The sequence below is a fragment of the Microbulbifer maximicatervae (SeqCode) genome (assembly GCF_052467305.1).
Map to the genome: position 1 here is coordinate 869,210 of NZ_CP174306.1, position 23,920 is coordinate 893,129.

Genomic DNA, 23,920 nt, shown 5'->3' on the forward strand with positions numbered 1-23,920 from the left:
TCATCTCTTCTTACTGAGCTGAAGTCTTCGGGCTATGAGTTACTTCCTTACCCAGCGTCCCAGGTTGTCCTGGTAGTATTCTCCGGGTGACAAGCGGGCTTCCAACTTTTCAGCGGCGCGTGTTGCCACTTGGGCTATATCAATTTTATTGCGTTCAGCGATTCGAGCGTAAGCAGCTTTTCGCTTGGCATTCACTTCTTTGACCAGTTTTTCTAATTCTGGTGAGCTGGCATCTACGATAGCGATGTATCCGCTATTGGCTTCACCAACCAGGCCCTTACTTTTGGCTTCATTCAGGGAAATTGCCATTGCAGGCAGGGCGATTAATAAGCTCAGTGCCAAAAAGGCTTTCATTAATGTCTTCATATTTGCCTCCTTAGAAAATCCCTTCCTTGTCTTCAAACAGGTTGTCCAGGTCCTTGTCGACCTTGACCCGAATTTCATGCTCAATTTTCACATTCAGGTTTACTGTAATTGGCTCACTGGGAGCCTTGACCGCTACAGTGGGTGTACACCCTGTAGCAACCATAGCGTATAGCAGCCCCATAGGAATCAGTCGGCTGGCTTTCATCTGACACTCCTCACAGTACCTCTTTGGTACCCTTTTACTTTTTGTACCTAGCCCGTGTTACCTGCCTGGTTCAGCAGGTGAGTTGGATGCCGGCAGACCCAAGTATTTTATTGAGTCAACCTTAACCGGTGATGAACCAAGCAGGCTTGTACATACCAATAAAGGCTACTTCACTCCTGACCTATTGGTCCAGCTGCTTTTCCAGGGTTTCAGTCAAATCACGACTGGCTTGCAATGAGCGCAGCATATCTGGGATATTGTTTTCAAGGTTCAGGTTGATCACCAGGTCTCGATCAGAATCGATAGCCTCACTTCGACCAACCAGCTTTAGCTGTAGTTGGAGATCTCCGCTGGCTGGATAGTCTATGCTGCCTTCCAGTGTTTGAAACTCATAATCTTCCAGTGCATTGGCTATCAACTTAAGTTGGGGGTTGCTTGCCAGCATCTGCGGAGAAAAGGCTCCGTAGTAGCGTAAGCGTCCGCCTGGAGCTTCACCCTGAAGGTGGCCGGCTTCCACAGTGATACCCTCAGGTCCCGTTACAATGGGGATTTCCAAATTAATTAGCCCGCTGGCCTCAAAGTTCTCTGAGTCCGTCTCCTGAGCTAAAGCCTTTAGAGAAATACCTTGTGCATGTACAATGCTTTTTCGAGTCTCTTCAGCGAGATTCCAAATAAGGGCTGATGAAGTAACCTTGCCTTGCAAAAAATCAGCAGAAAAATTATGCAATGTAATATCTTTCTGTTTGTCCAGTTGCAGTGATAACTGGATATTTTTCACTGGTAAGCCCGCGTTAATAGATTCTATCGATAGTGGGTATGGTGTAGGTGTGATCCAGTGCCCATCTTCGTTTTCTACTTTTAGATCTCCACTGATTCCGGTGGCAAAACTATCTTTATAGGTTGCTGCAATATCGTCCAATAAAACATGGATACTATCTTTGGACTGGGAGGGCAAAGACACAGAACCACCGGCAGAAAGTCTGCCCGAGACGATATTGAGGGGAAGGCCCTGGATCGTATCGTTTAGAGAGCGATCCGTACTAAAGGTAACTTCAGGAACGGAAAATTCAACTCCACCTGAGGATTTTGATAAGTCGTAAGAGCCGCTTAAATCAATTTTAATTGCACCTGCTTTAATTTGACTATGACTTGTTAGCTTATTGTGTTGCAGGGATAGCTTGCCTTTGGCTGAAGAGTTAACCTTGTACTTTTCCGGTGTCTCAATCTCTAAATTGTTACTATTAAATTCACTGTCCAGCGCTGTAGCACCATTTTTGATGGTAACAATACTATCAAGAAAATTGAGGTCTCCAGAAAGGGAAAATTGCTCGGTGTTGATAATTCCAAACTGACTGCTTATTTCTGGGAGAGTACAGATTGTAGGTTCTGTTACTTCGCAGTGTACTGTTGGTATATCTAAGTTTACTCTGTCAGCCTCCAATGTTTTGGTTGTTATTTTTTCTCCAGATACTTTAATGTTCTCTAGAGTGAATTTTTGACCTTTAAGATTGCTTTCAATCTTTGCCTTGGCCGTTGAACTTAGATTGGTAACTGCTAATTCTCTGGCCCGCTCATAAAGTTGGGATACCTTTGTCTTCAGCTCAAAGTTACAGGCACTGATATCAGAGAAGTGACATTGTATGTCGCTAGCGGTTAACTGTACTGTCGAGTCCCCATTGGAGCCTTGTATCGTTGCAGTTAGAGATCCTTGTTCGATCTTAATATCTCTTTGGTTGGGATTGGTCAGGTCACCTGTAATGGAGATAAGATCTTTAATGCTTGCCTGTATCTTGCTCTGATGTAATCCAGTAGTAATTAAAGGAGAGTTTTTTCCTGATGTGGAAGCTGAAATATCCAATTGAATAGTTTGGTTTGGTATCAATTCTAATTGAAAGCTATTTACTTCTGGAGAGTTAATATTGTTAAGCGAACTTAGTTGAAGTTTACCCTTAAATGTCACATCTCCATTAACACTATCAATAGGTAGTGCTGGCAAGTGTCTGAGATATAGGGGGGAATTAACTATAGTATTTGCACTTGTTAGATGAAAAGTACCTTCGATATCTAATTCGGGAGATGTCGCCGATGTGCTCGAGCTAAAGTCCGCACTTAGTAGCGGGGTATTGGTGTTTTTATCAGTATCTAAAGCTATATCAAGCTCGCCACTCCCCTTGATATGTCGAGGTTTAAATGGAAATAGTGATTCAAGTGTTATTTTTATTGGATTGCTTATAGATAATTGGGCTTCTATATTGGAGTTTAGTTGAGCGTATGGGATTGTGGCCTTTAGATCATTGCCATTAAGTTGAATGTCAATTTCTCGGTAGCTTGAAATGGATAGCAGATTGTCTGGCAAGCTAATTGCGGTGGTAGCTATAATTTTGCCTGATACTGTCGGCTTAGTTGTGGAGCTAGCTTTAGGTTCAAATATCTCTATCAGTGGGGCTATAGATTCTAGCTCTGATACAAGTTCACTGTTTAAAATCCATGTGTCAGTTTCTAGTTTAGCAATAGTTATATCAGCTTCAGACAGAATCTTTGAGTTGTTAGTTAGTATTCTGGGTTTTAGTTTGATTTCTGACAAACCTAAAAAAGCCTCAAAATATAAATTAAGCTCGCCAAACTGGGGGTGTTTAAGGGGAGTTTCGGCATGAATTTTTGTGCTGTCGCGAGCTATATTTAGTGGGCCGCCAATCAATTGGCCATCGAGTACTATTTGCTTAACGGATATCTTGCCTGGCAAAAAGCGGGTTAGACTTTGGCTTAGGGCACTTAACGATAATGTATTACTTGTCTTGACATTATTTTCCGGGAGCTGCTCGTCGATATGTGCTTTGGTAACGATATCTTCAGCTTCCATGCTCCTAGTTAGCTTTTTTATTGATAGTTCAATTTTTTGAGTGTTATCTCGGTCATAAATAATATGGAAAGGATAGACAATTTTTACTCCCTCAAGGAGGATAATGCTATTTACACTGGACTTTAGGCGAACTTCCTGGATCGAAACTTCTTTAAAACCCAGTTGTAGACCTGTCAGCTCCTGAATAACTACCTCTCCTGAGAAAATATTGATCAGCTGAGAAGCAACGATATCCTTTTTCCACCAGCTAGCTGCTATGAGCGCAGCTAAAAAACAAGATAGGGTTATGATGGATATACGGAGTTTACGCACACTGAACCTCGGAGTTCCCGCAAGAGATTAGCTCAAACTTAAATCTATTATTCGTTACAAAAGGGTGGAGTAGGAATACTTTAATCCCTTACTTCTACCTTATGGCGAGTTTACCAGATTGGATAATTATACTTGCTGCAATTTCTCGCCATGTTGATGAGTATCTACTGTGCTGTGGGGTGGGGCAGACAATAAGTGCTTTATGTAGATAGATAATCGACTATTAATTAATAGTTTTTATCTATATTAATGGCTATATTGATAGCTTTTAGCTTCTCCGCCGCTGTTGCCGCCACGCCTGTGTAGGCAGATGTGCCAAGAGTGCCGGTGGGCAAGGCTGCAAGGGCAAGTATTAATCTAACTTATCTATGCGTGGCACCAATCGCGCTGGGAAGCTATAGTCCGGTTTTTAACTTGGGTGATAAATAGTATTAGCCCGGGTAACGATATTGTTGGTCCAATTAATCGAATTCATACTGCCCCGGAAGGGCATAGAACGACTGAAGGTGTTTCAATAATGAAAGATAGCCAGCCAAAGACCATTTACCTGAAAGACTATCAAGTACCAGATTACTTGGTGGATGCTACTGATTTACATTTTGAGCTGGAACCCAAGGCAACTTTGGTCAAATCTCGTTTGAATATTCGCAGAAATCCGCAAGCGGGTGCAGGGCTGCCGCCTTTAGTGCTGGATGGTGTCGAGCTGGAATTACTTTCGGTTTCTTTGGATGGAGTTTTGTTGTCTACATCTGATTATCAGGTTCTACCTGAGGGCCTGTCTATCCCTGTAGAGAAACCAGAATTTCTGCTGGAAATCCGCAATCGGATAAATCCGGAGGAAAACACATCTCTAGAGGGATTATATCTCTCTAATGGTATGTATTGCACTCAATGTGAAGCTGAAGGATTTAGAAAAATTACTTTCTATCCTGACCGGCCGGATGTTATGTCCAAATTTACCACCACCATCGTCGCGCCGATGGACCACCCGGTACTACTTTCCAACGGCAATGAAATTGAGAAAGGTAGATATGAAGATGGTCGTCAGTTTGTAACTTGGGGAGATCCATTTGCCAAGCCGGCTTATTTATTTGCGTTGGTAGCGGGGGACTTGGAGCATGTGGAAGATAGCTTCACAACAGCCTCTGGTAGAAAGGTTAAGTTACAGATCTTTACGGAAGCGAAAAATATTGGGAAGTGTGATCATGCTATGCACTCCCTTAAAAATGCGATGCGTTGGGATGAGGAAACTTACGGAAGGGAATATGACCTAGATATCTTTATGGTTGTTGCTGTTGATCATTTCAATATGGGGGCTATGGAAAACAAAGGATTGAATATTTTCAATTCGGCCTGTGTGCTCGCTAGCCCAGAAACAGCAACGGATTCAGCTTTTCAGCGGATTGAGTCTATTGTAGGACATGAGTATTTTCACAACTGGTCCGGTAATCGGGTCACCTGCCGGGATTGGTTTCAGTTGAGTCTGAAGGAAGGTTTTACCGTATTTCGTGATGCGGAGTTCTCTGCTGACCTTAATTCCCGAGCGGTTAAGCGTATTGAAGATGTATCCCTTTTGCGTACTACCCAGTTTGCTGAAGATGCCGGCCCTATGGCCCATCCTATCAGGCCAGATTCTTATATAGAAATTTCAAACTTTTACACTCTGACAATTTATGAAAAGGGTGCGGAAGTTGTACGGATGATTCATACACTCTTAGGTGAAGAAGGATTCCGCAAAGGAAGTGACTTGTACTTTCAGCGGCACGATGGCTGCGCGGTAACCTGTGAAGATTTCGTCAAGGCGATGGAAGATGCTAACAAGGTTGAACTGAAGCAATTCCGCAACTGGTATAGCCAAGCAGGCACGCCGATACTTGATGTGACAGATAGCTTTAATGAAACTGATGGCACTTATAGGCTAACTATTCGCCAGTCTTGCCCTTCATCGCCAGGTCAGGAAGAGAAGTTACCTTTCCACTTACCAATAAGAATTGGATTGCTGGGGGCTGATGGCGCAGAGCTTGTACTCAATGAGCAGGGTGATACTGAAACTGTTTTACAGTTAACAGAAGATGAGCAATCTTTTGAGTTTTCCGGGCTTACAGAGAAGCCTTTACCCTCATTGCTGCGGGGCTTCTCTGCTCCAGTAAAAATAAAGTACAACTATAGTAATGAGCAGCTTCAGTTTTTAATGAGAAAGGATAAGGACACGTTTAACCGCTGGGATGCAAGTCAGCGCCTAGCATTAAATGCTTTGTATGAGCTTCAGGTGGCTTTTCGTAAAGGTGAGGAACTACAGGTACAACCAAGTTTAATCAGAGCTTATAAAGAGGTTTTACAGGATGTTGATCTCGATCTAGCGCTGGTCGCAGAAATCTTGCAGTTGCCCAGTGAGCAGTTTATCGCTGAAGAGTCATCATCTATTGATGCAGAAGCAATAATTGTTGCGAGGGAATTTGTAAAGAAGGTAATTGCAGGTGAATTATTTGATGAATTTCGCAAGCGCTATCTAGAGTTGAATACCACTAAGCCCTATAGCCCGAATGCGTTAGATATTGCGCAAAGACGACTTAAAAATACCTGTTTATCCTATATGTGCATAACAGAAACTGAGGAGGCGTTAGATATAGCCCAGGTTCAGTTTGAGAGCGCTAGTAATATGACAGATAGCGCGGCGGCTCTCGCTGTTATTATTAATCATGCACCGGAAGACCGAGCCAGGGGGTTGATTGAGCAATTTTATGAGCGCTGGAAAACCGATACTCAAGTCGTAGAACTATGGCTGAGTCAGCAGAGTTGTAGTCCCACGCGCGGTACATTGGATAATATTCGTGCACTTATGGATCACCCTGCTTTTGAAATGAAAAACCCCAATAAAGTAAGGTCTGTAATAGGTGGTTTTGCTAATCGTAATTTTAAGCAATTCCATAAGAGCGATGGTAGCGGGTTTGAGTTTGTTGCCGATCAGGTTCTGGCCTTGGACAAGCTAAATCCACAAATTTCAGCAAGGCTGGTTATACCGATCACACGTTGGAAAAAATACTCTGGTAGCCTGGGTGAGAAGATGAAAGTTGCCCTGCAAAGGATTGCTAATTCGGGAGACCTATCTAAGGATTTGTTTGAGGTAGTCAGCAAAAGCTTGATTTAAAATAAATACCTGCTTGGGGTATGCTGCACATACCCCATTTACTTATAGGATTTTGTTATCTTTTTCTTCGCCTAGCTGGACTAAATGTAGCTTGTTTCCATCATTTTTTAGCTCAGTGATTGAAGTGTAATCGGGCCTAAACTGTTGTACTTTTTGGTGATTTCGGATATGTGCAATAACTGAATTGATGACCATAAAATGGCAGAAGATAAAGGTGTCCTCTGAAAGACTTTCCAAATACCTGATTATTCCATCGCGCCAATCTTTTTGTTCTCTGTCGCAGGGGTCCCACTCTCCAGTAAGTAATGTTCGTAACCAGGTTAGGCGTTGAGCTTTGGGTATTTCCTCTGGTGTAGGTATTTCCGTCACTGCATTTTCAATTACAACCTCTATATCCCAAACTTCAGCCAAGGGCTTTGCTGTTTGCTGTGCACGGAGTTTGGGGCTGCTTATTAATTGAACTTTCTCGAGTGTGGAAAGTTTTAGGGCTAGTTCTTCTGCCTGCTTGTAACCTTCGTCTGTGAGTATTGGATCGGGGATGTGCTCCCCTTTCGCTGCTTCTCCATGCCTGATTAAAAAAATTCTTGCCATCTATGCCAACCTAAAGATAACCATTCAAACTATCGTCGGGTATATGTTGCCATAAACTGAGAAGCTCTGGTGAGTTAAACTCCCTGGCTGAGGGATGATTGCCAAATCGCTTACTGTGTTTTCCTGAAAACTCTGGCCAATCATTGCCGGGTTTCCCTGTTTCAGCAAAATTCAGCCAAGCTTGTTGCATTGAGGCACTTAATAAATGGGGGTTTTCTTCAGCACCATATAGTGTTTTTAAGGACTGATCGCTATGGGTTCCAAATACATAACCAAGCTCAACGGCGTGACAGGCCCCTAGTAAAGGCTGTGCAGCGAGAGGTTGTGCAAAGTGATAGTGATAGTTTTCCCCCTGATGACTTTGTAGGTGTCTCAACCCTGGCAAGGTGAATACCATATCAGTGAGCAAGAGGTTCCAGGCTCGGCTCCATTCTGGCCAGGGGTTGTCTGTCATTTTTTTTGCTAGTTGATAGTAATGTCTGAGTAGGGGCTTTAACTCTGACTCTGGGATAAGCCATTCCAGATGAGTACATATTTGCCGGTAGTCCATGTTAAAGCTTTCAGGGTTTATCGCGCTGAAGAGATTCCATTCCTCCAAATTGTTCCCTAACAAAAGGGATGTTTGGTGTGTCGGGGAGAGCTTTTTTTCAGGGGAAAAAAGTTCCCTGTCTGCGACAGGTTTAAATGGAAGTTGCCCCCATTTTGCTGTCATAGACGTGTCAGAGAGTATTGCTTTTTGGGTTTTCAGAAGAAGTTTGGTTGGACAATTTTTTAGTGAGATGCCACCAGAGATTTTCTCAAATTGTTGAATGAAAGTCTTACCAACATGGTTAGCGCTTTGCTGGGAGTGAGAGGCTCTTGGGTGCCCACTTTGGACAATAGCACGCCGTATAAGACCTTTACATTGTGGAGTTTCAAGTAAGGAGGCAATACTCATTGCCCCGGCTGATTCGCCAAAAAGAGTGATATTTTTTGGATCTCCGCCAAATGCTGAGATATTTTTCCGAACCCATTGTAGGGCGGCTATTTGATCTAAAAGCCCTTCATTGCCGGTTGATGGTATATCACTAATATCCTTTAGACGCAGAAATCCCAGTGCGCCTAATCGGTAGTTTATAGTGACAACAATTGTCCGACCGCTAGCTGCCAAGTATTTACCATTGTAAATTTCTTGGCATCCTGATCCCATGTAAAAAGAGCCGCCATGAACCCAAAACATCACTGGCAGCTTTTTTCCTTGCGACATTGCGGGAGAGAATACATTCAAATAGAGGCATTCCTCTCTTTCAGGAAGATTCCCATTTTGATCTCGAACTTCCATTAAGGTGGATGAGTTTTGCGCAGCTGGTGATCCAAAACTATGTGCTTGGAAAGGGTTTTTCCAGCGGTCCAACTCTTGCGGCGGTAACCAACGTAAATTTCCCACAGGAGGGAGGGCGTAGGGGATACCCAAGAATTTATATACGCCAGTTTCCTCATCTGTAGTTCCGATGATTGGCCCGGCAGGCGTATCAACAACAGGTGTAGGTTTTTTGTTTAAGTGCCTGCCAATTTCCGGGTCTGTAGTCATTTGTAACTTCCTAATCTTGCTGAAGTTAGCACGAAAACCGTTTTTCTCCTGCCGCTGCCTAACTCCTCCTTGAAAAGGTTTTGAATTACGTCCATACAAAAGTAGTGCGCGTAAAAACGTACTGGCGTAATTGTTTTTATGGAGGGAAATTAGCAAGGCGATGTATTAGTGAATCTAGTCACGGATGGGCTCAAAGTGGGGTATTTTCCGTCTTTAAGCTCAGGCCATGAACTGTGTATTTAGGAAGTTGCACCGTTTGAAGTTGGTGAGAGCATGATTGCGAAAATCTTTGACAAATCCACGGGCTCTATCGATGAGCGATCACTGGAGGGGCTATCATTGTCCTCTCCTGGTCTTGTCGAAATGCCCGCAGATCCTGAGGATATTGCGTCTTTTTCCAAGGACGGAGTAGACCTTGTTATTGTTTTAAAGTCCGGTCAAATCATCATTATTTCAGGGTTTTACCTGTTAGATGAAGAAGGTGACCATAGTGAGCTAGTGCTAACAGGGGCTGAAGAGCCTCTCATGTTAGCCTCTAATGGAGATTTAATCTCTGCCTTTGCTGCGGCTGGCCAAGCGTCATACCCTGCCCCTGCATCGGCCAGTCCCGGTGTTTCTTGGTGGATTCCCGCATTAATTGCCCTTGGCGTTATTGTCATCGCTATCGCTGCTAGTGATGACGATGATAATGATGGTGATCAATTCTTTATACCCGATTCTGATGCTGATGCGGACTCGGATGCCGATGCCGATGCCGATGCCGATGCGGACGCCGATGCCGATGCCGATGCGGACGCCGATGCAGATGCCGACGCGGATGCAGATGCCGATGCTGACGCTGACGCCGATGCCGACGCCGACGCCGACGCGGATGCCGATGCGGATGCGGATGCCGATGCGGATGCGGATGCCGATGCGGATGCGGATGCCGACGCGGATGCCGATGCTGACGCCGACGCCGACGCCGACGCAGATGCGGATGCCGATGCCGATGCGGATGCCGATGCCGATGCCGATGCCGACGCTGATGCTGATGCTGATGCTGATGCTGATGCGGATGCGGATGCGGATGCCGATGCCGATGCCGATGCCGACGCGGATGCCGATGCCGATGCCGACGCAGATGCGGATGCGGATGCCGATGCCGATGCCGACGCAGATGCGGATGCTGACGCTGACGCTGATGCTGATGCTGATGCTGATGCTGATGCTGATGCTGATGCTGATGCTGATGCTGATGCTGATGCGGATGCTGATGCCGATGCTGATGCCGATGCCGATGCCGATGCCGATGCCGATGCGGACGCCGATGCCGACGCGGATGCGGATGCTGATGCCGATGCCGATGCCGATGCCGATGCCGATGCCGATGCTGATGCGGATGCCGATGCCGATGCCGATGCCGATGCCGACGCCGATGCTGACGCAGATGCAGATGCTGATGCTGATGCCGATGCCGATGCCGATGCCGATGCCGATGCCGATGCTGATGCTGATGCTGATGCCGATGCCGATGCCGATGCCGATGCCGATGCCGACGCCGATGCTGACGCAGATGCTGATGCTGATGCTGATGCTGATGCCGATGCCGATGCTGATGCCGATGCTGATGCTGATGCTGATGCGGATGCGGATGCCGATGCCGATGCCGACGCCGATGCCGATGCTGACGCAGATGCTGATGCTGATGCTGATGCGGATGCCGATGCCGATGCCGATGCGGACGCCGACGCTGATGCGGATGCGGATGCGGACGCCGATGCCGATGCTGACGCGGATGCTGATGCTGATGCTGATGCTGATGCTGATGCTGATGCTGATGCGGATGCGGATGCTGATGCGGATGCGGATGCGGATGCGGATGCCGATGCCGACGCCGATGCTGACGCAGATGCTGATGCGGATGCCGACGCGGATGCGGATGCGGATGCGGATGCAGATGCCGATGCGGATGCCGATGCCGATGCCGATGCTGACGCGGATGCGGATGCGGATGCGGATGCGGATGCGGATGCGGATGCGGATGCGGATGCTGACGCGGATGCCGATGCCGATGCCGATGCCGATGCCGATGCCGATGCCGATGCCGATGCTGACGCTGATGCTGATGCTGACGCGGATGCTGATGCTGATGCCGACGCGGATGCCGACGCGGATGCTGACGCGGATGCTGACGCAGATGCAGATGCAGATGCAGATGCGGATGCCGATGCCGATGCCGATGCCGATGCTGATGCGGATGCCGATGCTGACGCGGATGCCGATGCCGACGCGGATGCTGACGCTGATGCCGACGCTGATGCCGATGCGGATGCCGATGCTGACGCGGATGCTGATGCCGACGCCGATGCCGACGCCGATGCGGATGCCGACGCTGATGCAGATGTCGATATCGACATAAATATTGATATTGATATTGACATCAATATTGATATTGACGTTGACATTATCATCATCAATATCGGATCAAATTCTCAAGAGCCTGGTGAGCTTCAAGACAGCGATGTAGAAGCTCTCGATAGCGGTGCCGGAACGCCGTCTGATGCGTTGTTCGCTTGGGTGCCCGATGGGGATGCCGACGCGGATGCCGACGCGGATGCCGACGCGGATGCCGACGCGGATGCCGACGCGGATGCCGATGCCGATGCCGATGCCGATGCTGATGCTGATGCCGACGCGGATGCCGACGCGGATGCCGACGCGGATGCGGATGCCGATGCTGACGCGGATGCGGATGCGGATGCGGATGCGGATGCCGACGCCGATGCTGATGCCGATGCCGATGCCGATGCCGATGCCGATGCGGATGCGGATGCCGATGCCGATGCCGATGCGGATGCAGATGCCGATGCCGATGCCGATGCCGATGCCGATGCCGATGCTGACGCTGATGCTGATGCTGATGCTGATGCTGATGCTGATGCTGATGCTGATGCGGATGCTGACGCGGACGCGGACGCGGATGCGGATGCGGATGCCGATGCCGACGCTGATGCGGATGCCGATGCCGATGCCGATGTCGATATCGACATAAATATTGATATTGATATCGACATCAATATTGATATTGACGTTGATATTATCATCATCAATATCGGATCGGATTCGCAAGAGCCTGGTGAACTTCAAGACAGCGATGTAGAAGCTCTCGATAGCGAAGCTGGAACGTCGTCCGATGCGTTGTTCGCTTGGGTGCCCGATGGAGATGCAGACGCTGACACTGATGCAGACGCGGATGCAGACGCTGATGCAGACGCTGATGCAGATGCTGATGCAGACGCTGATGCCGATGTAGACATCGATATAAATATCGACATAGATATCAACCTTGATATCGACATTGATATTGATATCACCATCATCAATATCGGTTCTGATTCAACCGTTGGATCTGATGGGTTCCTCGATATCGACGTTACTGCAGATGCGGGCGAAGGTATGCTGGGTGCCGGTTCTAACCTGTCAATCGATGAGCTACTTGAGTCAACGAGTGAAGATGCTCAGGTATTTGAGTCGAGTGGAAATGAGGAGGGTGTGAGCCCGACCTTAGATTCCAGTGGCATGGTTGGTGGCACTGATGCCCTGACAGCGACAGATAATGCAGCGGCGTTTGAAGATCCTGTTGGAGATATGTGGCAACAAAATGGCTTGAGTGACACCTAGATCAGATAGCCTTTAATTAACTTATTTACCGGGCCGCAAGGCCCGGTTTTTTTTGGCTAGACTTTCGTAGCCACTCTACGAAACCGTTGATGTCTAGCGGTGAGTGCGTGTTTTATCTCTCCAATAATCAGTGAAAAGTGAACATAGTGGAAGTGTTTAAACGACTATGGAAAATGTCAATGCTATTTGCTCTGGCATTTTGGGCTCTCCTTGCTGAAGCTGACCTCTTTGGTTCGTCTCCCACAGCTGAAGTAATTAGTCCAAGTAAAATGGATGTCGAAGTGAATGATTCACTTAGGCAGTTATCGTTTAGTGAGTATGAAAGGGGAATTAAACGAAATGAACTTAATATCCTTGAAGTCGTGCATCAAGCGGTGGGTTGGCACCCCCTAATTGCAGAAGCAATAGGTAGTCTTTACCAGCAGAGGCAGGGCGTCCGTTCCGCAAGGTCAGGATATTTCCCGCAGTTGAGTGCTGGTGTTGTGGCTGGACATGATTCTGAATATAAGCGTGAAGGTGATGGTCACGCATTTCAGATGAATGTTTCACAGATGGTTTACGACTTTGGCAAAGTATCCAGTAGCGTTTCTGTTGCCCAAGCAGGGGTGCAAAGATCGCAAGCTGAAGTTCTCCAATCTATTGATGAAGTTGCAAGGAGAACTGCAAAAGCTGCAATTGAAGTTCAACGTTACCAGTCACTTCTAATTACTTCTGATGCACAAGTTCAAGGTGTATCTGCTATTGCCAGACTTGTGCAAATTCGAAAAGAACGAGGGGTGAGTTCTCGCTCAGATGTTTTACAAGCTCAGTCTAGAGTAGATGCTGCGCAGGCCTCCAAGCAACAGGTTGAAGCCCTGTTGCGTCGATGGCGTAGCACGCTACAAAAATTAACAGGTTTTCAGTCCCCTTTTCGGGTTGCTATGTATGTTCCGGAAGATGTCGCCCAAGCTTGTGACGTTGAATCGTTTAATCTGTCCTCTGTTCCAGAGGTTCTAGTTGCCGAAGCAGATAGAGCTGAGGCAGAAGCGAAACTAAAGTTGGCAAAAGCAAACACTTGGCCGACATTCACTTTGGACGGTAATGTAAATCAATATTTGGATCAAAACTATGTAGATGCCAACGCCCTCAATGAAAATGAAAAAGCCATCTTCCTAAATGTTTCCATGCCTATATACCAAGGCGGAAAAATAGCTGCTGGTCGAGAAGGCGCTAATTATGCTTTACAGTCAGCGGATGCTGCTCGGGATTCAGCTCAGCTGTCAGCAACCCAAAAGTATCTGGAGGCACAAGAGGAGGCAGAAGGGTTAATGCGAAGTTTGGGGGCGCTTAGTGCCAGGGAAAGTGCAATTGCAGAAACAAGGGATCTCTATAAGCAGCAATACTCCACCTTGGGAACAAGAACTTTAATTGATTTGCTCAATTCAGAGCAGGAATTACACCTTGCCCGCCTGGAAAAAAATAATACGATTTTTGATTTGCATTTATTAAAAATTGACTGCTTACATAGTCGTGGCGGTATGCGTGAAGCCTTCAAGCTAGAAGGTATTCAAATTCAGGGCGTGGAGGTGTTGCCTTGAATAATAACCAAATTGAAAGTACTAATGATGGTGAGGGTTCATCTTTAGATACCTCCAATATGGTATCTGACTTTGATCCATGGTGTGAGGCAATTATTGCCATTGCACGATATTATCGTATCGACTGTTCGGCCGAGAGAGTGCGAATAGCGGGAAATTGGGGGGGCTGTGATTCGGTAGAAGGTGTTATTCGTCAGATGTCGCGGCAAGCAGGCCTAACGGTTAAATTTTGCCCATTCACAGAGTCTGCGATTAATTCTTGGAGATTGCCTGTTGTAGCACAAACGATAGATGGACAGTTGATTGTCATCGATTCTGTATCCAAGCAAGAGCAACTGAGTGTTACCTACTGTGGCGATAAAGGCCTAAAAACGAGTGTGCCTCTGTGTGAGTTGAAGAGTCAAATTTTAAGTTTGGCAATATTCCGGCCTAGGCGTACAGCGACTGATTCTAGAATTGATGAGTATATTAAGCCCCACGATAAACATTGGTTTCGACGTATTATATTGCGGGACTTAAAACCCTACTTTCATGTGATGATTGCTACTACAATCGCTAATTCATTGGCATTAGCAGGCATCATTTTTTCCAAGCAAGTCTATGATCGAGTGATTCCCGCCGAATCATTGCCAACACTTTATGTCCTTTTTAGTGGTGTTGTAGTTGCCATTGTTTTTGATTTCATTATGAGAACCATGCGGGTCAGAGTAACGGATCTGTTGGGAAAACGTGCGGATATTCGTATGTCAGATTTAGTCTTTGGCCATGCTATACGGGTCAAAGATCAGGCAAGGCCAAAGTCTACTGGGACCTTTATTTCACAAATTAGAGATCTTGAAAGAATAAGAGAGTTGTTTACATCCTCGACAATACTGGCACTCGCGGACCTTCCATTTTTTATACTTTTTCTGTTTGTTATGTGGTGGATTGCAGGAAGCCTGGCATTAATTCCTTTGGTAGCAGTCTTCCTACTGATAATTCCTGGTTTGCTACTTCAGCCAAAATTGGCAACTCTCTCCAAAGAATCAATCAGAGAGGGTGCTCTGCGCAATGCCATGCTAATTGAGACAGTGCAGGGACTTGAAGATATAAAAGCCATGCAGGCAGAGCAGAGATTTCAAGGGCAGTGGAATCACTTCAATGCCATTACCGCCGAATCCAGTCTTAAATTGCGGTATTTGGTAGGGTTGTTACTGAGTTGGACTCACAATGTTCAATCATCGGTTTTTGCTGTTGTTGTTCTTTTTGGGGCGCCGATGGTAATGGAAGGGGGTATGACGACCGGTGCTTTGGTAGCGGCCTCGATTCTGGGCTCCAGAATGATGGCGCCAATGGCAAATATAACCCAAGTTCTTAGTCGGTGGCAGCAGGCTAGGTTTGCGATGCAGGGTATTGATCAAATTATGCAGCTGCCGGTTGATAATCCTGAAAATGAAAAAAAAGTACAAAAATCAGTTATCCAGGGCAATTATCACTTTCAGCAAACGGTATATAACTACGGAGATAGTGCTGCTGAACCGGCACTGATTATTTCCGACCTAAAAATACATCAAGGTGAGCGAATTGCGATCCTGGGCAGAAATGGATCAGGGAAGTCAACCTTTTTACATGCTTTATCGGGATACATTGAGCCTGCCAGGGGACAGTTGCGGCTTGATGATGTGAGCCTTGCCCACATAGATCCTGCTGATGTCAGACGTGATGTTTCCCTGCTTAGTCAGAAAACAGGCCTTTTCCATGGCACTATTTATGAAAACCTGGTGCTAGGCGCCCCGTATGCCAGTGATGAGGAAATTATGTGGGCGCTTGATATGACAGGCGCCAAGGCTTTTGTTAACAAGCTTCCAAAAGGGTTGGGGTGCTTGATCCAGGAAGGAGGGTTTGGACTCTCTGGAGGACAAAAGCAATCTCTACTTCTAGCCCGCCTGCTTCTACGCCAACCAAATGTTCTTTTGTTAGATGAGCCAACGTCAGCCCTGGATGAAGCTGCTGAGAAGCGGTTTATTCATGCTCTTTCACAGTGGAGTGCTGAGCGGACAGTTGTAGTCGCTACTCATAGAACAAGTATTCTAAATTTTGTGGATCGCGTAATAGTTTTAGATAGCGGCAGAGTTGCTTTAGATGAGCCCAAAGATAAGGCGATTTCCATATTGTCACGACAAAAAGGCAAAGATACCCAACAGGGTGAGAAGGTTTCCTAGACAAATTTTGGCGAGGTAGCCATGTCAAACGCAGATGGTCACGATTTGCTATCACACCCTCGGCGAGAACCAAAACGCGTTGCCCTCCTAGATATAGACTCACAAAATGACGAAAAGCAGTATGGCGATGATGTTGATGATGCATCTCTGGTTCGTTCTGGAAGAATTGTTTGGGTGTTTTTCCTACTTCTCGCAGCGTCAGTGACTTGGTCATATCTCGCTAAGGTGGATGAAGTGTCATCGGGTAGTGGAAAAGTAGTGCCAACTTCACGTTCACAAATTATTCAGTCTTTGGAGGGGGGCATACTTGCTGATTTAAAAGTATCTGAGGGAGATATTGTCGAGAAAGGAGAGGTGTTAGCACAACTGGATCCGACAAAGCTTCGCTCAAATGTAGATGAAATTTCAGCAAGATATAGAGCTGCTCTTGCAAGCGTTTCCCGCCTAAATGCCGAAGTAAATGGAATACCAATAAAATTCCCGGATGAACTTTCAGAGTTCACCGAACTTATTGCTACAGAAAAGAAGTTATTTGATATAAGACAGCGAGGTCTGGCGGAATCCCTTCGTGGTTCAAAAGAAACATTAGAGTTGGTTAACAAGGAGCTAACTATAACAACTTCTTTACTTGATTCTGGGGCGGCTAGTAGTGTCGATGTGTTGCGTCTGCAACGGCAGAAGTCAGAGCTGGAAACCAAAATTCTGGAAATCAAGTCCGATTATATGGTCAAGGCTCGAGAAGAGCTTGCCAATGTTAGAGCAGAAGTTGAGTCACTTTCTTCCGTAAAAGAGGGGCGGTCTGACTCCTTGACCCGGTTGACTCATCGATCTCCTGTGAGGGGTATCGTTAAGGCTATTGAAGTTACGACAATAGGCGGAGTTGTGCCACCCAATGGAAAATTAATGGAGATAGTTCCTCTGGACGATCAGCTCTTAATTGAGGCAAAAATATCTCCTAGAGATGTGGCGTTTATTCGTCCTGGACAGGCTGCCAAGGTAAAAATAACAGCTTATGAGTATGCAGTATATGGAGGCTTAGATGGTGAGGTTACGACTATATCTCCAGATACAATACAAGATGAATTTACACCAGGAGAGTATTATTATCGGGTTTTTATCCTAACTGAAAAAGATTCCTTGATAAATAAAGTTGGAAAGAAATTCCCAATTGTGCCAGGGATGATTGCTACGGTGGATATCAAAACAGGATCAAAAACTATCTTTGATTATCTGTTAAAGCCGATTAACAGAGCAAGTGAAGCTTTGCGAGAGAGATAGCGGTGGGAATTGATGCTTGGTAGCAAAATCGCATTTTTGGTGTTTTGTATTTTTCTCGGCTTTTTTGGTCTTTGGCGCGGTGCAGCAGCTGATAGTAAGAAGGTTACCTTGTCCGCAGAAGTTACTATAGAAAATCACTCTGAACGTGATGTCATAGGATATATTCACAGATTGTCGATGCCAGTTGAAACTGGATTGCAACAGTCATTAAAAGAGATAAGATATGAATACCCTGAAAATTTAGTTATCAAGGATCATAAGAAGGGAGATTCCAAGTATTTAGAAGTAAGACTAGACATACCTGCAGGAAAGGTCGTTAAGCGAAAATTTCATTTTGACCTTTTATTGAGTTCTTATGATTATGCCAAAATTTCTCGAGGTCGTGAGCCTTATCCGGCTAAAAAATATCTTCAGCCAGCAAAGTATATTGAATCAGATGCTTTGGCAATAAAAAAATTATCCTTGGAAATTCAGAATACGTTTTCTGATGAAGAGGGGAGATTACGAGCTGCATTTCTCTTACCCCAAGCTGTTATCGAATATAAAATCCAACCGACAAAAGGCGCACTTGCGGCACTCGAGTCAAGAAAGGGCGATTGTACAGAGTATGCAGCTCTCTTTGTTGCTTTGGCCCGTTCAATGGGCTATCCAGCAAGGGTCACGTCTGAGTTTCTTTTTACCAAAAGAAAGCAATTTAAACAACCCAATCATCATGCTGCTGAGGTCTATATGAATGGACGCTGGATGCCAGTAGACCCTAATTTGGCTCAGGAGTCTCGATTTGGATATGGGTTTGGTCGAGGACAGCTCAGTAAAATCACTCTTACCCGCGATTTTACTTGGGTGTGGTCCAATTTGTGGCCTAAAGAATTCAAGGGAAATGTAGACCAAACAAAGGTCGCCATTGAGTGGAGCTTACAATAGCGACTACTTGTTCTGATATATTTTGTAGACTGAATTTTATTCTGTTTCCAAAGTCTGCCCGGTTTTTTGGAGTTTATCGAGCAGTGCAGGAATAGAGCCAAAATCTGAATCCCGCCTTGAGCCTTTTAAAAGGATAAGGTCTGAATCCTGGCAAAAGTCTGTTAGATAACTTACCAAGGGGGGAGCTTCGGAAAAGTGAGGGCCTAATAATTCATCAGGTAGCACCTGGCGAAGATACTCCATCTCCTCGCCATGGGTTATTACCCAATTTACCTGGCTTTGAATAAGAGGTCCAGCAAGGCTCTCATGAAGCTCCTTGGCTTTTTCGCCTAAATGAACGATTCGGCCTAGAACGGCAATCTTTCTTCCTTTATCTTGAGTTTCAGTTTGTGCAAATACGGAAAAAGCATTAAGCATTGAGCTAACAGTAGCATTCCAACTATCATCGATCAGACTAATGGATTTCCCATGTACTTTTATGCGGGTGCGCTGTAGGTGGCTGTCATCTAACTGTAGTTCTTGTAGTTTTAATGCCGCTGCATCGATATCTCTGCCCAAGGCATAGACTGCGCAAATGGAGGCTACAGCATTGTGTAGCATACCGATACTTGGAGCAGGAACGCGAAGTTCCAATTCCCGCTTAGGAAATTTCAGTTGGACCCAGCTACCAGATTCATCGGTACGTACTCCCAGAATACGAACTTCAGCATTAGGACTTTCCCCAAAGATGATGATTCGCTTTGCATGTTTCTTGGCTTTCTTCAATACATAGTCAAAGCACTTTAGATGCTCTCCAGCAATAGCGATAGCGGAGCCAGTAAGACCATCATAAATTCGTGACTTCCAACGAGCAGTATCTTCGACACATTTTACGTGGTGACTAGTTTGAGACATTCCAATTTCGGTTATTAAGGCAATAGTGGGTTTTACTTGATGTGTAATAGGGCCACGTTTCATCCATAGGGCACTTTGAGCAACTTCTATAACTGCGACTTCATGATCTTGATTCAGGCTAGCCATCATCGACGGCGCACCTACGCGAGAGTTATAGTTCCCCATGCTGGAAAGTATTTTTTCTCTTGTTCCCAGCATTTGGGTAATCATCTTGAGTGTTGTTGACTTTCCCGCAGTGCCAGTAATTGCTATTACATCACCAGTAAATCGCTCCCTTGCCGCTAAACCTAATTCGACAATGACTTTGATTGGGTCTTTTACCTGGAGTACAGGGAGATCTTTTGGAAGTCCAGCAACGGGTTTGGATACAATTACTCCGGCAATTTGATCGGCAAAAGAAGGGAGCTTCTGGTGGAAATCCCAAAATTTGGTTGGCTTTTTTGAGCTTTGTTCATGGTAAGCTCGATCAAGATTAGTGTGTGCAACGAATAGAATCGGGTCGAGAGACTCCTCTATAAAACTGCTCCCTGAGATTACGCTTCGGACAAACCATCCCTTTGGGGGAGGGACCAACCATCTGCCACCTGCAATTGCATTAATTTGTTCTTCGTTCCAAGTTTGACCTGGATGATGTTGATAAATAACCGATGGGAACTCGGTCATATAATTGGGGACTCTGGGACGTGTGGAGGGCTTCTTCCCCAGTAGATTCAGTTGGGTAATCATTCCCCCTACGAGTATGGGTTTAATTTGGGTGGTGTTTGAAATTAGGCCTACGGCTAAATGTAAATGTACAGGTTGAAGTTCATTCTTTGCTGGTGCTCTTATTCCATACAGGTCTCGGTAGATTACCCCTGGCTGCCATTTTGTGGTGGGTACCTGCCAATCACAGGGATCATGGTCCATCGATTTTCCCCAATAAGGCATAGATGTTTCCTTAATGGGGATAGCTCGAAAGTCCAGGCGAAAATCTTCCTGTACTTTCTCGTCAGTAGTCCAGAAGGATTCTACCCACAGCATCTGGCGAGTTTTTATTTCACGGGGATAAAATCTGACACCTAATAATTTAAGCGGTCCGCATTCAAGCGGAGGGATCTGTGCATCCAGGGGTACTTGATCTACTGTCCAGTTTGGACTCAATGGACGCTGCTGCTTAATCGGGTCCCGTTTGTAATGGGTTTTAAAGAGATGTGGTAATTTACGGTATTGTCTATCCGGAGGCGAAAGCAAAATGGTTCCGCTACCATCTGAATTCGGTACTAGGTTTGTTCCCAGAGCTGAACAGGATTTGGAAAATCGTTGGGTAAGCTCTTTTGCGCTATCTCCACTCAACTGCTTGCTAAAGCCAAATCCGACACCTACAGGTACAAAGACAACCTTTTCTACTCCTTTTTCACTTAAGTAAAGCCGAAAGACTCCACTATCTGCCAAGCTTCGCCGAACTGCATCAAATAATAGATCCCCGGCGTCATGGATGATTGGCCGATTCTTATAGACTTCAATACCTTGTAGGTTATGCGCACTGGTACCCAGAATACCATCTGCCCCAGCATCGATAATGGCATGTCCAATAGCGATTTCATCTTCGCTGGGCTCGGGTTCTCTGTTGCCTCCCCAGTGAACAGCGACAAGCACTATATGAGCTTTCTCTCGCGCGGCCTCAATTCGAGGTTTCAAATTGTCGAACCAGAGACTGGGCATGGTTAGTGGCAAGTGTGCACATCCGGGAGTATTTGGACCTGCTGCAAATCGGGGTTGTGTAGCATCAAGAGAAAAAATGGCTACATTAAGTCGGCCTGCCGGGCGATATACTGGGGCCAGAGCTTCTTCGATATTGATGCCTGAGCCTGTGTGTCCGATACCGGTTTCGTTGAGCCAATACTGCTGTTCCATTAACGCAGCAGTGCCATAGTCTCCACTGTGATTATTTGCAGTGACAACAACATCAATACCGGCTTCCATTAATACCGAAAGCATTTCGGGCCGGGCTCGATAATAGTATGGGGACGATTCGCCTTTACTGATCCCTTGCTCACCCTCAGTTCCGACTACACACTCTAAGTTAACGACGCTTATATCTGCATTTTTTAAAGCAATGACTGTGCCGAGTACTTTTTCGGTGCCAAATTGGGCCGTACGGTAATGCTGCCTCCGGGATAAGTTAACATCTCCTCCCCAAGCGAGCACTGGTAGTGACTTGTGGGAGTCGACAGTTGGCTCGACGGTCATCTCTTGGTATGCCTCATCAATATCCTCGGGTGCATTTTTGGGCGTAAGCAGGTACTTTCGATAAGCGACAAAACCAGATAGATAGTGCTCGACATCATCAATACGGATTCTGAAGGCATGGTGCCGGATAAAGAAGCTTCCCAATATACGTTTGGGATTCTTGAAATACATGGCGAATTCAGGCCAGAAATACCCATTTAGAAGGTACATCGCACGCTTATGTAGTGCCCTGTAAAAGTGTTTTAGGTCTACCTGGTCAAGTAAATATTGGAACTCGGGCTCTTTGCCCAAGCGAGTTACCATCTTTTCAGCTGCCATCATCAATTCAAGCAGAGTAGGGAATGTGGTTATCCTATTCTCCACAAAATCCAAATAGCTGGCGAAGTTTCGAATACCGAACTGGTAGTACTTCTCTTCGGGGCGATAAAGGGTTAGTTCATTAACGCAGTAGCTTAACCAATGATCGTGAGCACGCCAGTGATTGGCTTGAATGAAATAATCAAATGCCTTTTCAACCAAATTTAGCCAGCGTGAATCTTTAGTAAAGCCATAAAGCCGCATCAAACCAAAGGCAGCTTCACCGTCGTAATAGATGACTCTATGTTTATCTTTAACTTGAAGATCTGGATATTCAAGAACATGGGAGAACTGCCCGGTGATTGAGTCCTGCATATACTCTATCCCAAGTGCTAATTGCTCCATCAGTTTGGAATACTTGTTGGTTTTCGTTGCCTCAGAGTACTTTACCAGGGCTAACAGTGATACTGCGTTGCCCCCTAGTTTTATTTCATTATTTGCCTCTACCAAAAAAGCTCCCTCAGCACCTGAGGCGAGGGTGGCGGTCTGAATTAGCTCTGTTGTAAGGTGTTCCAGTGATCGATGTATGGAGTTCATTAGAGCTTTGTCGCCAGTAACCTCCCAGGCTTCAATCATCGAATAAGTACTACTGGCATGTCGTAAGTTGTTATAGGTGTCGATCTTCCGGTCGAAACAGGCGTGCCAACCATAGTGGAAGGAGCCATTCTTTTTGACTTGAGAGCTTAAGTAGTTACTGCTGTTTCTAATCAAATCAGAGACAGTATTAGTATCTAATTTTTCTATGACACGTCGGCCGGCATCTAAACCGGGTCCGTAGAGGCAAACGGGCTGGCGCTTGGATTCACAGAAAATTCCCTGAGTTGAAAGCAAAAGCACAGTCTTTTCTTCTGAAAAATCCAGCTCGGTATTTATTCCGAATCTTTGCTTAGCGTAGGCAAGAAAATTGTTCTCATTAATAATGACATGATCAATCTGATTTCCGCCATAGAGCATGGCATTAGCATTTAGCTCTTGCTCCAGGAATGCTATTTCGCAGTCCATATCAAGTGCGAGGCCATAGCGGAAATACGACCTCTTGGTGTCTTTAAGGATTTCTTCCAAGCCTGCAAATGTCATTGTGCTTTTTTGGGTGACCCAATCGACACGTAACCAACAGGGTTCCATCTTGTGCGACTTTGCTGCCCTTTGGATTGTCTTTGCTAAGGCTTGCCAGGCTTCCGAAATATCCGCCGCCGTTTTATGCTTCACGATGGCGCGATGCTTGGCATCACTAATTGAAAAAAACAAGGTATAGGGGGGGCGTTGCTTACCCAGTGCCTGCTCAACCTGAGCACGCACTTGAACGAGCATGTTGGATAGGGACATGTCGCGACTTATCTCTCTATTAAAAAAGCGTGGCAGTATTTTTTCTGCTGGTCGGCTCGGGTGCTTTTCCTGAACGAGTATAGACGGGGGGGAAGATTCTGCTTTTAGTGGTTTGTACTGAGGTGGTGGTGTGGTAAATATTTTTTTGTTTTATCTGTCAATTTGGGTTTTCAAAACAAATCTTGTCGGATAGTATTGGGTAACCGTATTCAGAATGATTGTTGTGCAACTCACTCAGATTATTCTCTATTAACCTGTAATTAACAGTGTGGGTTAATACCAAGGTTTAGCCGCAGGGCAGGAGCATTTTCTGCCAAGAAGGAAACCCGGGATCTTATCATCTCGGGTTTTTTTGTCGGTAAATATAGGTTGTTTGTCTCAAATTCATCTTGCTTACTGAAACTCTTCTTTGTCTGCCT

The 23,920-nt window shown here is 45.8% G+C and carries 12 protein-coding genes; 6 read left to right on the forward strand and 6 right to left on the reverse strand.

Annotation, left to right across the window (positions count from 1 at the left end; genetic code table 11):
* Positions 1-39: 39 nt before the first annotated feature.
* The 3 genes from ACJJI4_RS03885 to ACJJI4_RS03895 all read right to left on the reverse strand — a co-directional run bounded on the left by ACJJI4_RS03885 (position 40) and on the right by ACJJI4_RS03895 (position 3,743).
* Positions 40-366 (reverse strand): YdbL family probable chaperone protein, encoded by a 327-nt coding sequence (locus tag ACJJI4_RS03885; protein WP_282931814.1) that lies wholly within the window; start codon positions 364-366, stop codon positions 40-42.
* 10 nt (positions 367-376) lie between these two features.
* Positions 377-571 (reverse strand): YnbE family lipoprotein, encoded by a 195-nt coding sequence (locus tag ACJJI4_RS03890; RefSeq protein WP_282931815.1) that lies wholly within the window; start codon positions 569-571, stop codon positions 377-379.
* Between the two features lie 181 nt (positions 572-752).
* Positions 753-3,743, reverse strand: coding sequence for an intermembrane phospholipid transport protein YdbH family protein (locus ACJJI4_RS03895; protein WP_444927130.1), 2,991 nt, complete (start codon positions 3,741-3,743; stop codon positions 753-755).
* Positions 3,744-4,260: 517 nt separating this feature from the next.
* Here ACJJI4_RS03895 and pepN point away from each other — a divergent pair.
* A complete protein-coding gene (gene pepN / locus ACJJI4_RS03900; protein WP_444927131.1) occupies positions 4,261-6,891 on the forward strand; it encodes an aminopeptidase N in 2,631 nt (876 codons plus the stop codon).
* A 42-nt stretch (positions 6,892-6,933) separates the two neighbouring features.
* On the opposite strand, the gene ACJJI4_RS03905 is transcribed toward pepN, so the two are convergent.
* On the reverse strand, positions 6,934-7,482 hold the full coding sequence (locus tag ACJJI4_RS03905) for a histidine phosphatase family protein (protein ID WP_444927132.1): 549 nt from the start codon (positions 7,480-7,482) through the stop codon (positions 6,934-6,936).
* 10 nt (positions 7,483-7,492) lie between these two features.
* Positions 7,493-9,052: a carboxylesterase/lipase family protein gene (locus ACJJI4_RS03910; protein WP_444927133.1), complete on the reverse strand. Its 1,560-nt coding sequence runs from the start codon at positions 9,050-9,052 to the stop codon at positions 7,493-7,495.
* A 273-nt stretch (positions 9,053-9,325) separates the two neighbouring features.
* On the opposite strand from ACJJI4_RS03910, the gene ACJJI4_RS03915 reads away from it, so the two are divergent.
* The 5 genes from ACJJI4_RS03915 (at position 9,326) to ACJJI4_RS03935 (ending at position 18,695) form a co-directional block, all read left to right on the forward strand.
* The gene (locus tag ACJJI4_RS03915; RefSeq protein WP_444927134.1) at positions 9,326-12,715 is read left to right on the forward strand and encodes a BapA/Bap/LapF family prefix-like domain-containing protein; all 3,390 of its coding nucleotides are present in this window, start codon (positions 9,326-9,328) and stop codon (positions 12,713-12,715) included.
* A 146-nt stretch (positions 12,716-12,861) separates the two neighbouring features.
* A complete protein-coding gene (locus ACJJI4_RS03920; protein ID WP_444927135.1) occupies positions 12,862-14,292 on the forward strand; it encodes a TolC family outer membrane protein in 1,431 nt (476 codons plus the stop codon).
* A complete protein-coding gene (locus tag ACJJI4_RS03925) occupies positions 14,289-16,493 on the forward strand; it encodes a type I secretion system permease/ATPase (protein WP_444927136.1) in 2,205 nt (734 codons plus the stop codon). The genes ACJJI4_RS03920 and ACJJI4_RS03925 overlap by 4 nt, the downstream gene beginning before the upstream one ends.
* 21 nt (positions 16,494-16,514) lie before the next feature.
* Complete coding sequence (locus ACJJI4_RS03930; RefSeq protein WP_444927137.1) at positions 16,515-17,771, forward strand: HlyD family type I secretion periplasmic adaptor subunit; 1,257 nt, start codon at positions 16,515-16,517, stop codon at positions 17,769-17,771.
* 12 nt (positions 17,772-17,783) lie between these two features.
* A complete protein-coding gene (locus ACJJI4_RS03935; protein ID WP_444927138.1) occupies positions 17,784-18,695 on the forward strand; it encodes a transglutaminase-like domain-containing protein in 912 nt (303 codons plus the stop codon).
* A gap of 36 nt (positions 18,696-18,731) precedes the next feature.
* Here ACJJI4_RS03935 and ACJJI4_RS03940 read toward each other — a convergent pair whose 3' ends face one another.
* Entirely contained in the window at positions 18,732-23,501 is a 4,770-nt protein-coding gene (locus tag ACJJI4_RS03940) for a CapA family protein (RefSeq protein ID WP_444927139.1), read from the reverse strand.
* Between the last annotated feature and the right edge of the window lie 419 nt (positions 23,502-23,920).

What these genes read in the sequence shown, in the direction of transcription:
- ACJJI4_RS03885 (WP_282931814.1), bottom strand. Translation starts at nt 366, where the DNA reads ATGAAGACATTAATGAAAGCCTTTTTGGCACTGAGCTTATTAATCGCC.
- ACJJI4_RS03890 (WP_282931815.1), bottom strand. Translation starts at nt 571, where the DNA reads ATGAAAGCCAGCCGACTGATTCCTATGGGGCTGCTATACGCTATGGTT.
- pepN (WP_444927131.1), top strand. Translation starts at nt 4,261, where the DNA reads ATGAAAGATAGCCAGCCAAAGACCATTTACCTGAAAGACTATCAAGTA.
- ACJJI4_RS03905 (WP_444927132.1), bottom strand. Translation starts at nt 7,482, where the DNA reads ATGGCAAGAATTTTTTTAATCAGGCATGGAGAAGCAGCGAAAGGGGAG.
- ACJJI4_RS03910 (WP_444927133.1), bottom strand. Translation starts at nt 9,052, where the DNA reads ATGACTACAGACCCGGAAATTGGCAGGCACTTAAACAAAAAACCTACA.
- ACJJI4_RS03915 (WP_444927134.1), top strand. Translation starts at nt 9,326, where the DNA reads ATGATTGCGAAAATCTTTGACAAATCCACGGGCTCTATCGATGAGCGA.
- ACJJI4_RS03930 (WP_444927137.1), top strand. Translation starts at nt 16,515, where the DNA reads ATGTCAAACGCAGATGGTCACGATTTGCTATCACACCCTCGGCGAGAA.
- ACJJI4_RS03935 (WP_444927138.1), top strand. Translation starts at nt 17,784, where the DNA reads ATGCTTGGTAGCAAAATCGCATTTTTGGTGTTTTGTATTTTTCTCGGC.
- ACJJI4_RS03940 (WP_444927139.1), bottom strand. Translation starts at nt 23,501, where the DNA reads ATGTCCCTATCCAACATGCTCGTTCAAGTGCGTGCTCAGGTTGAGCAG.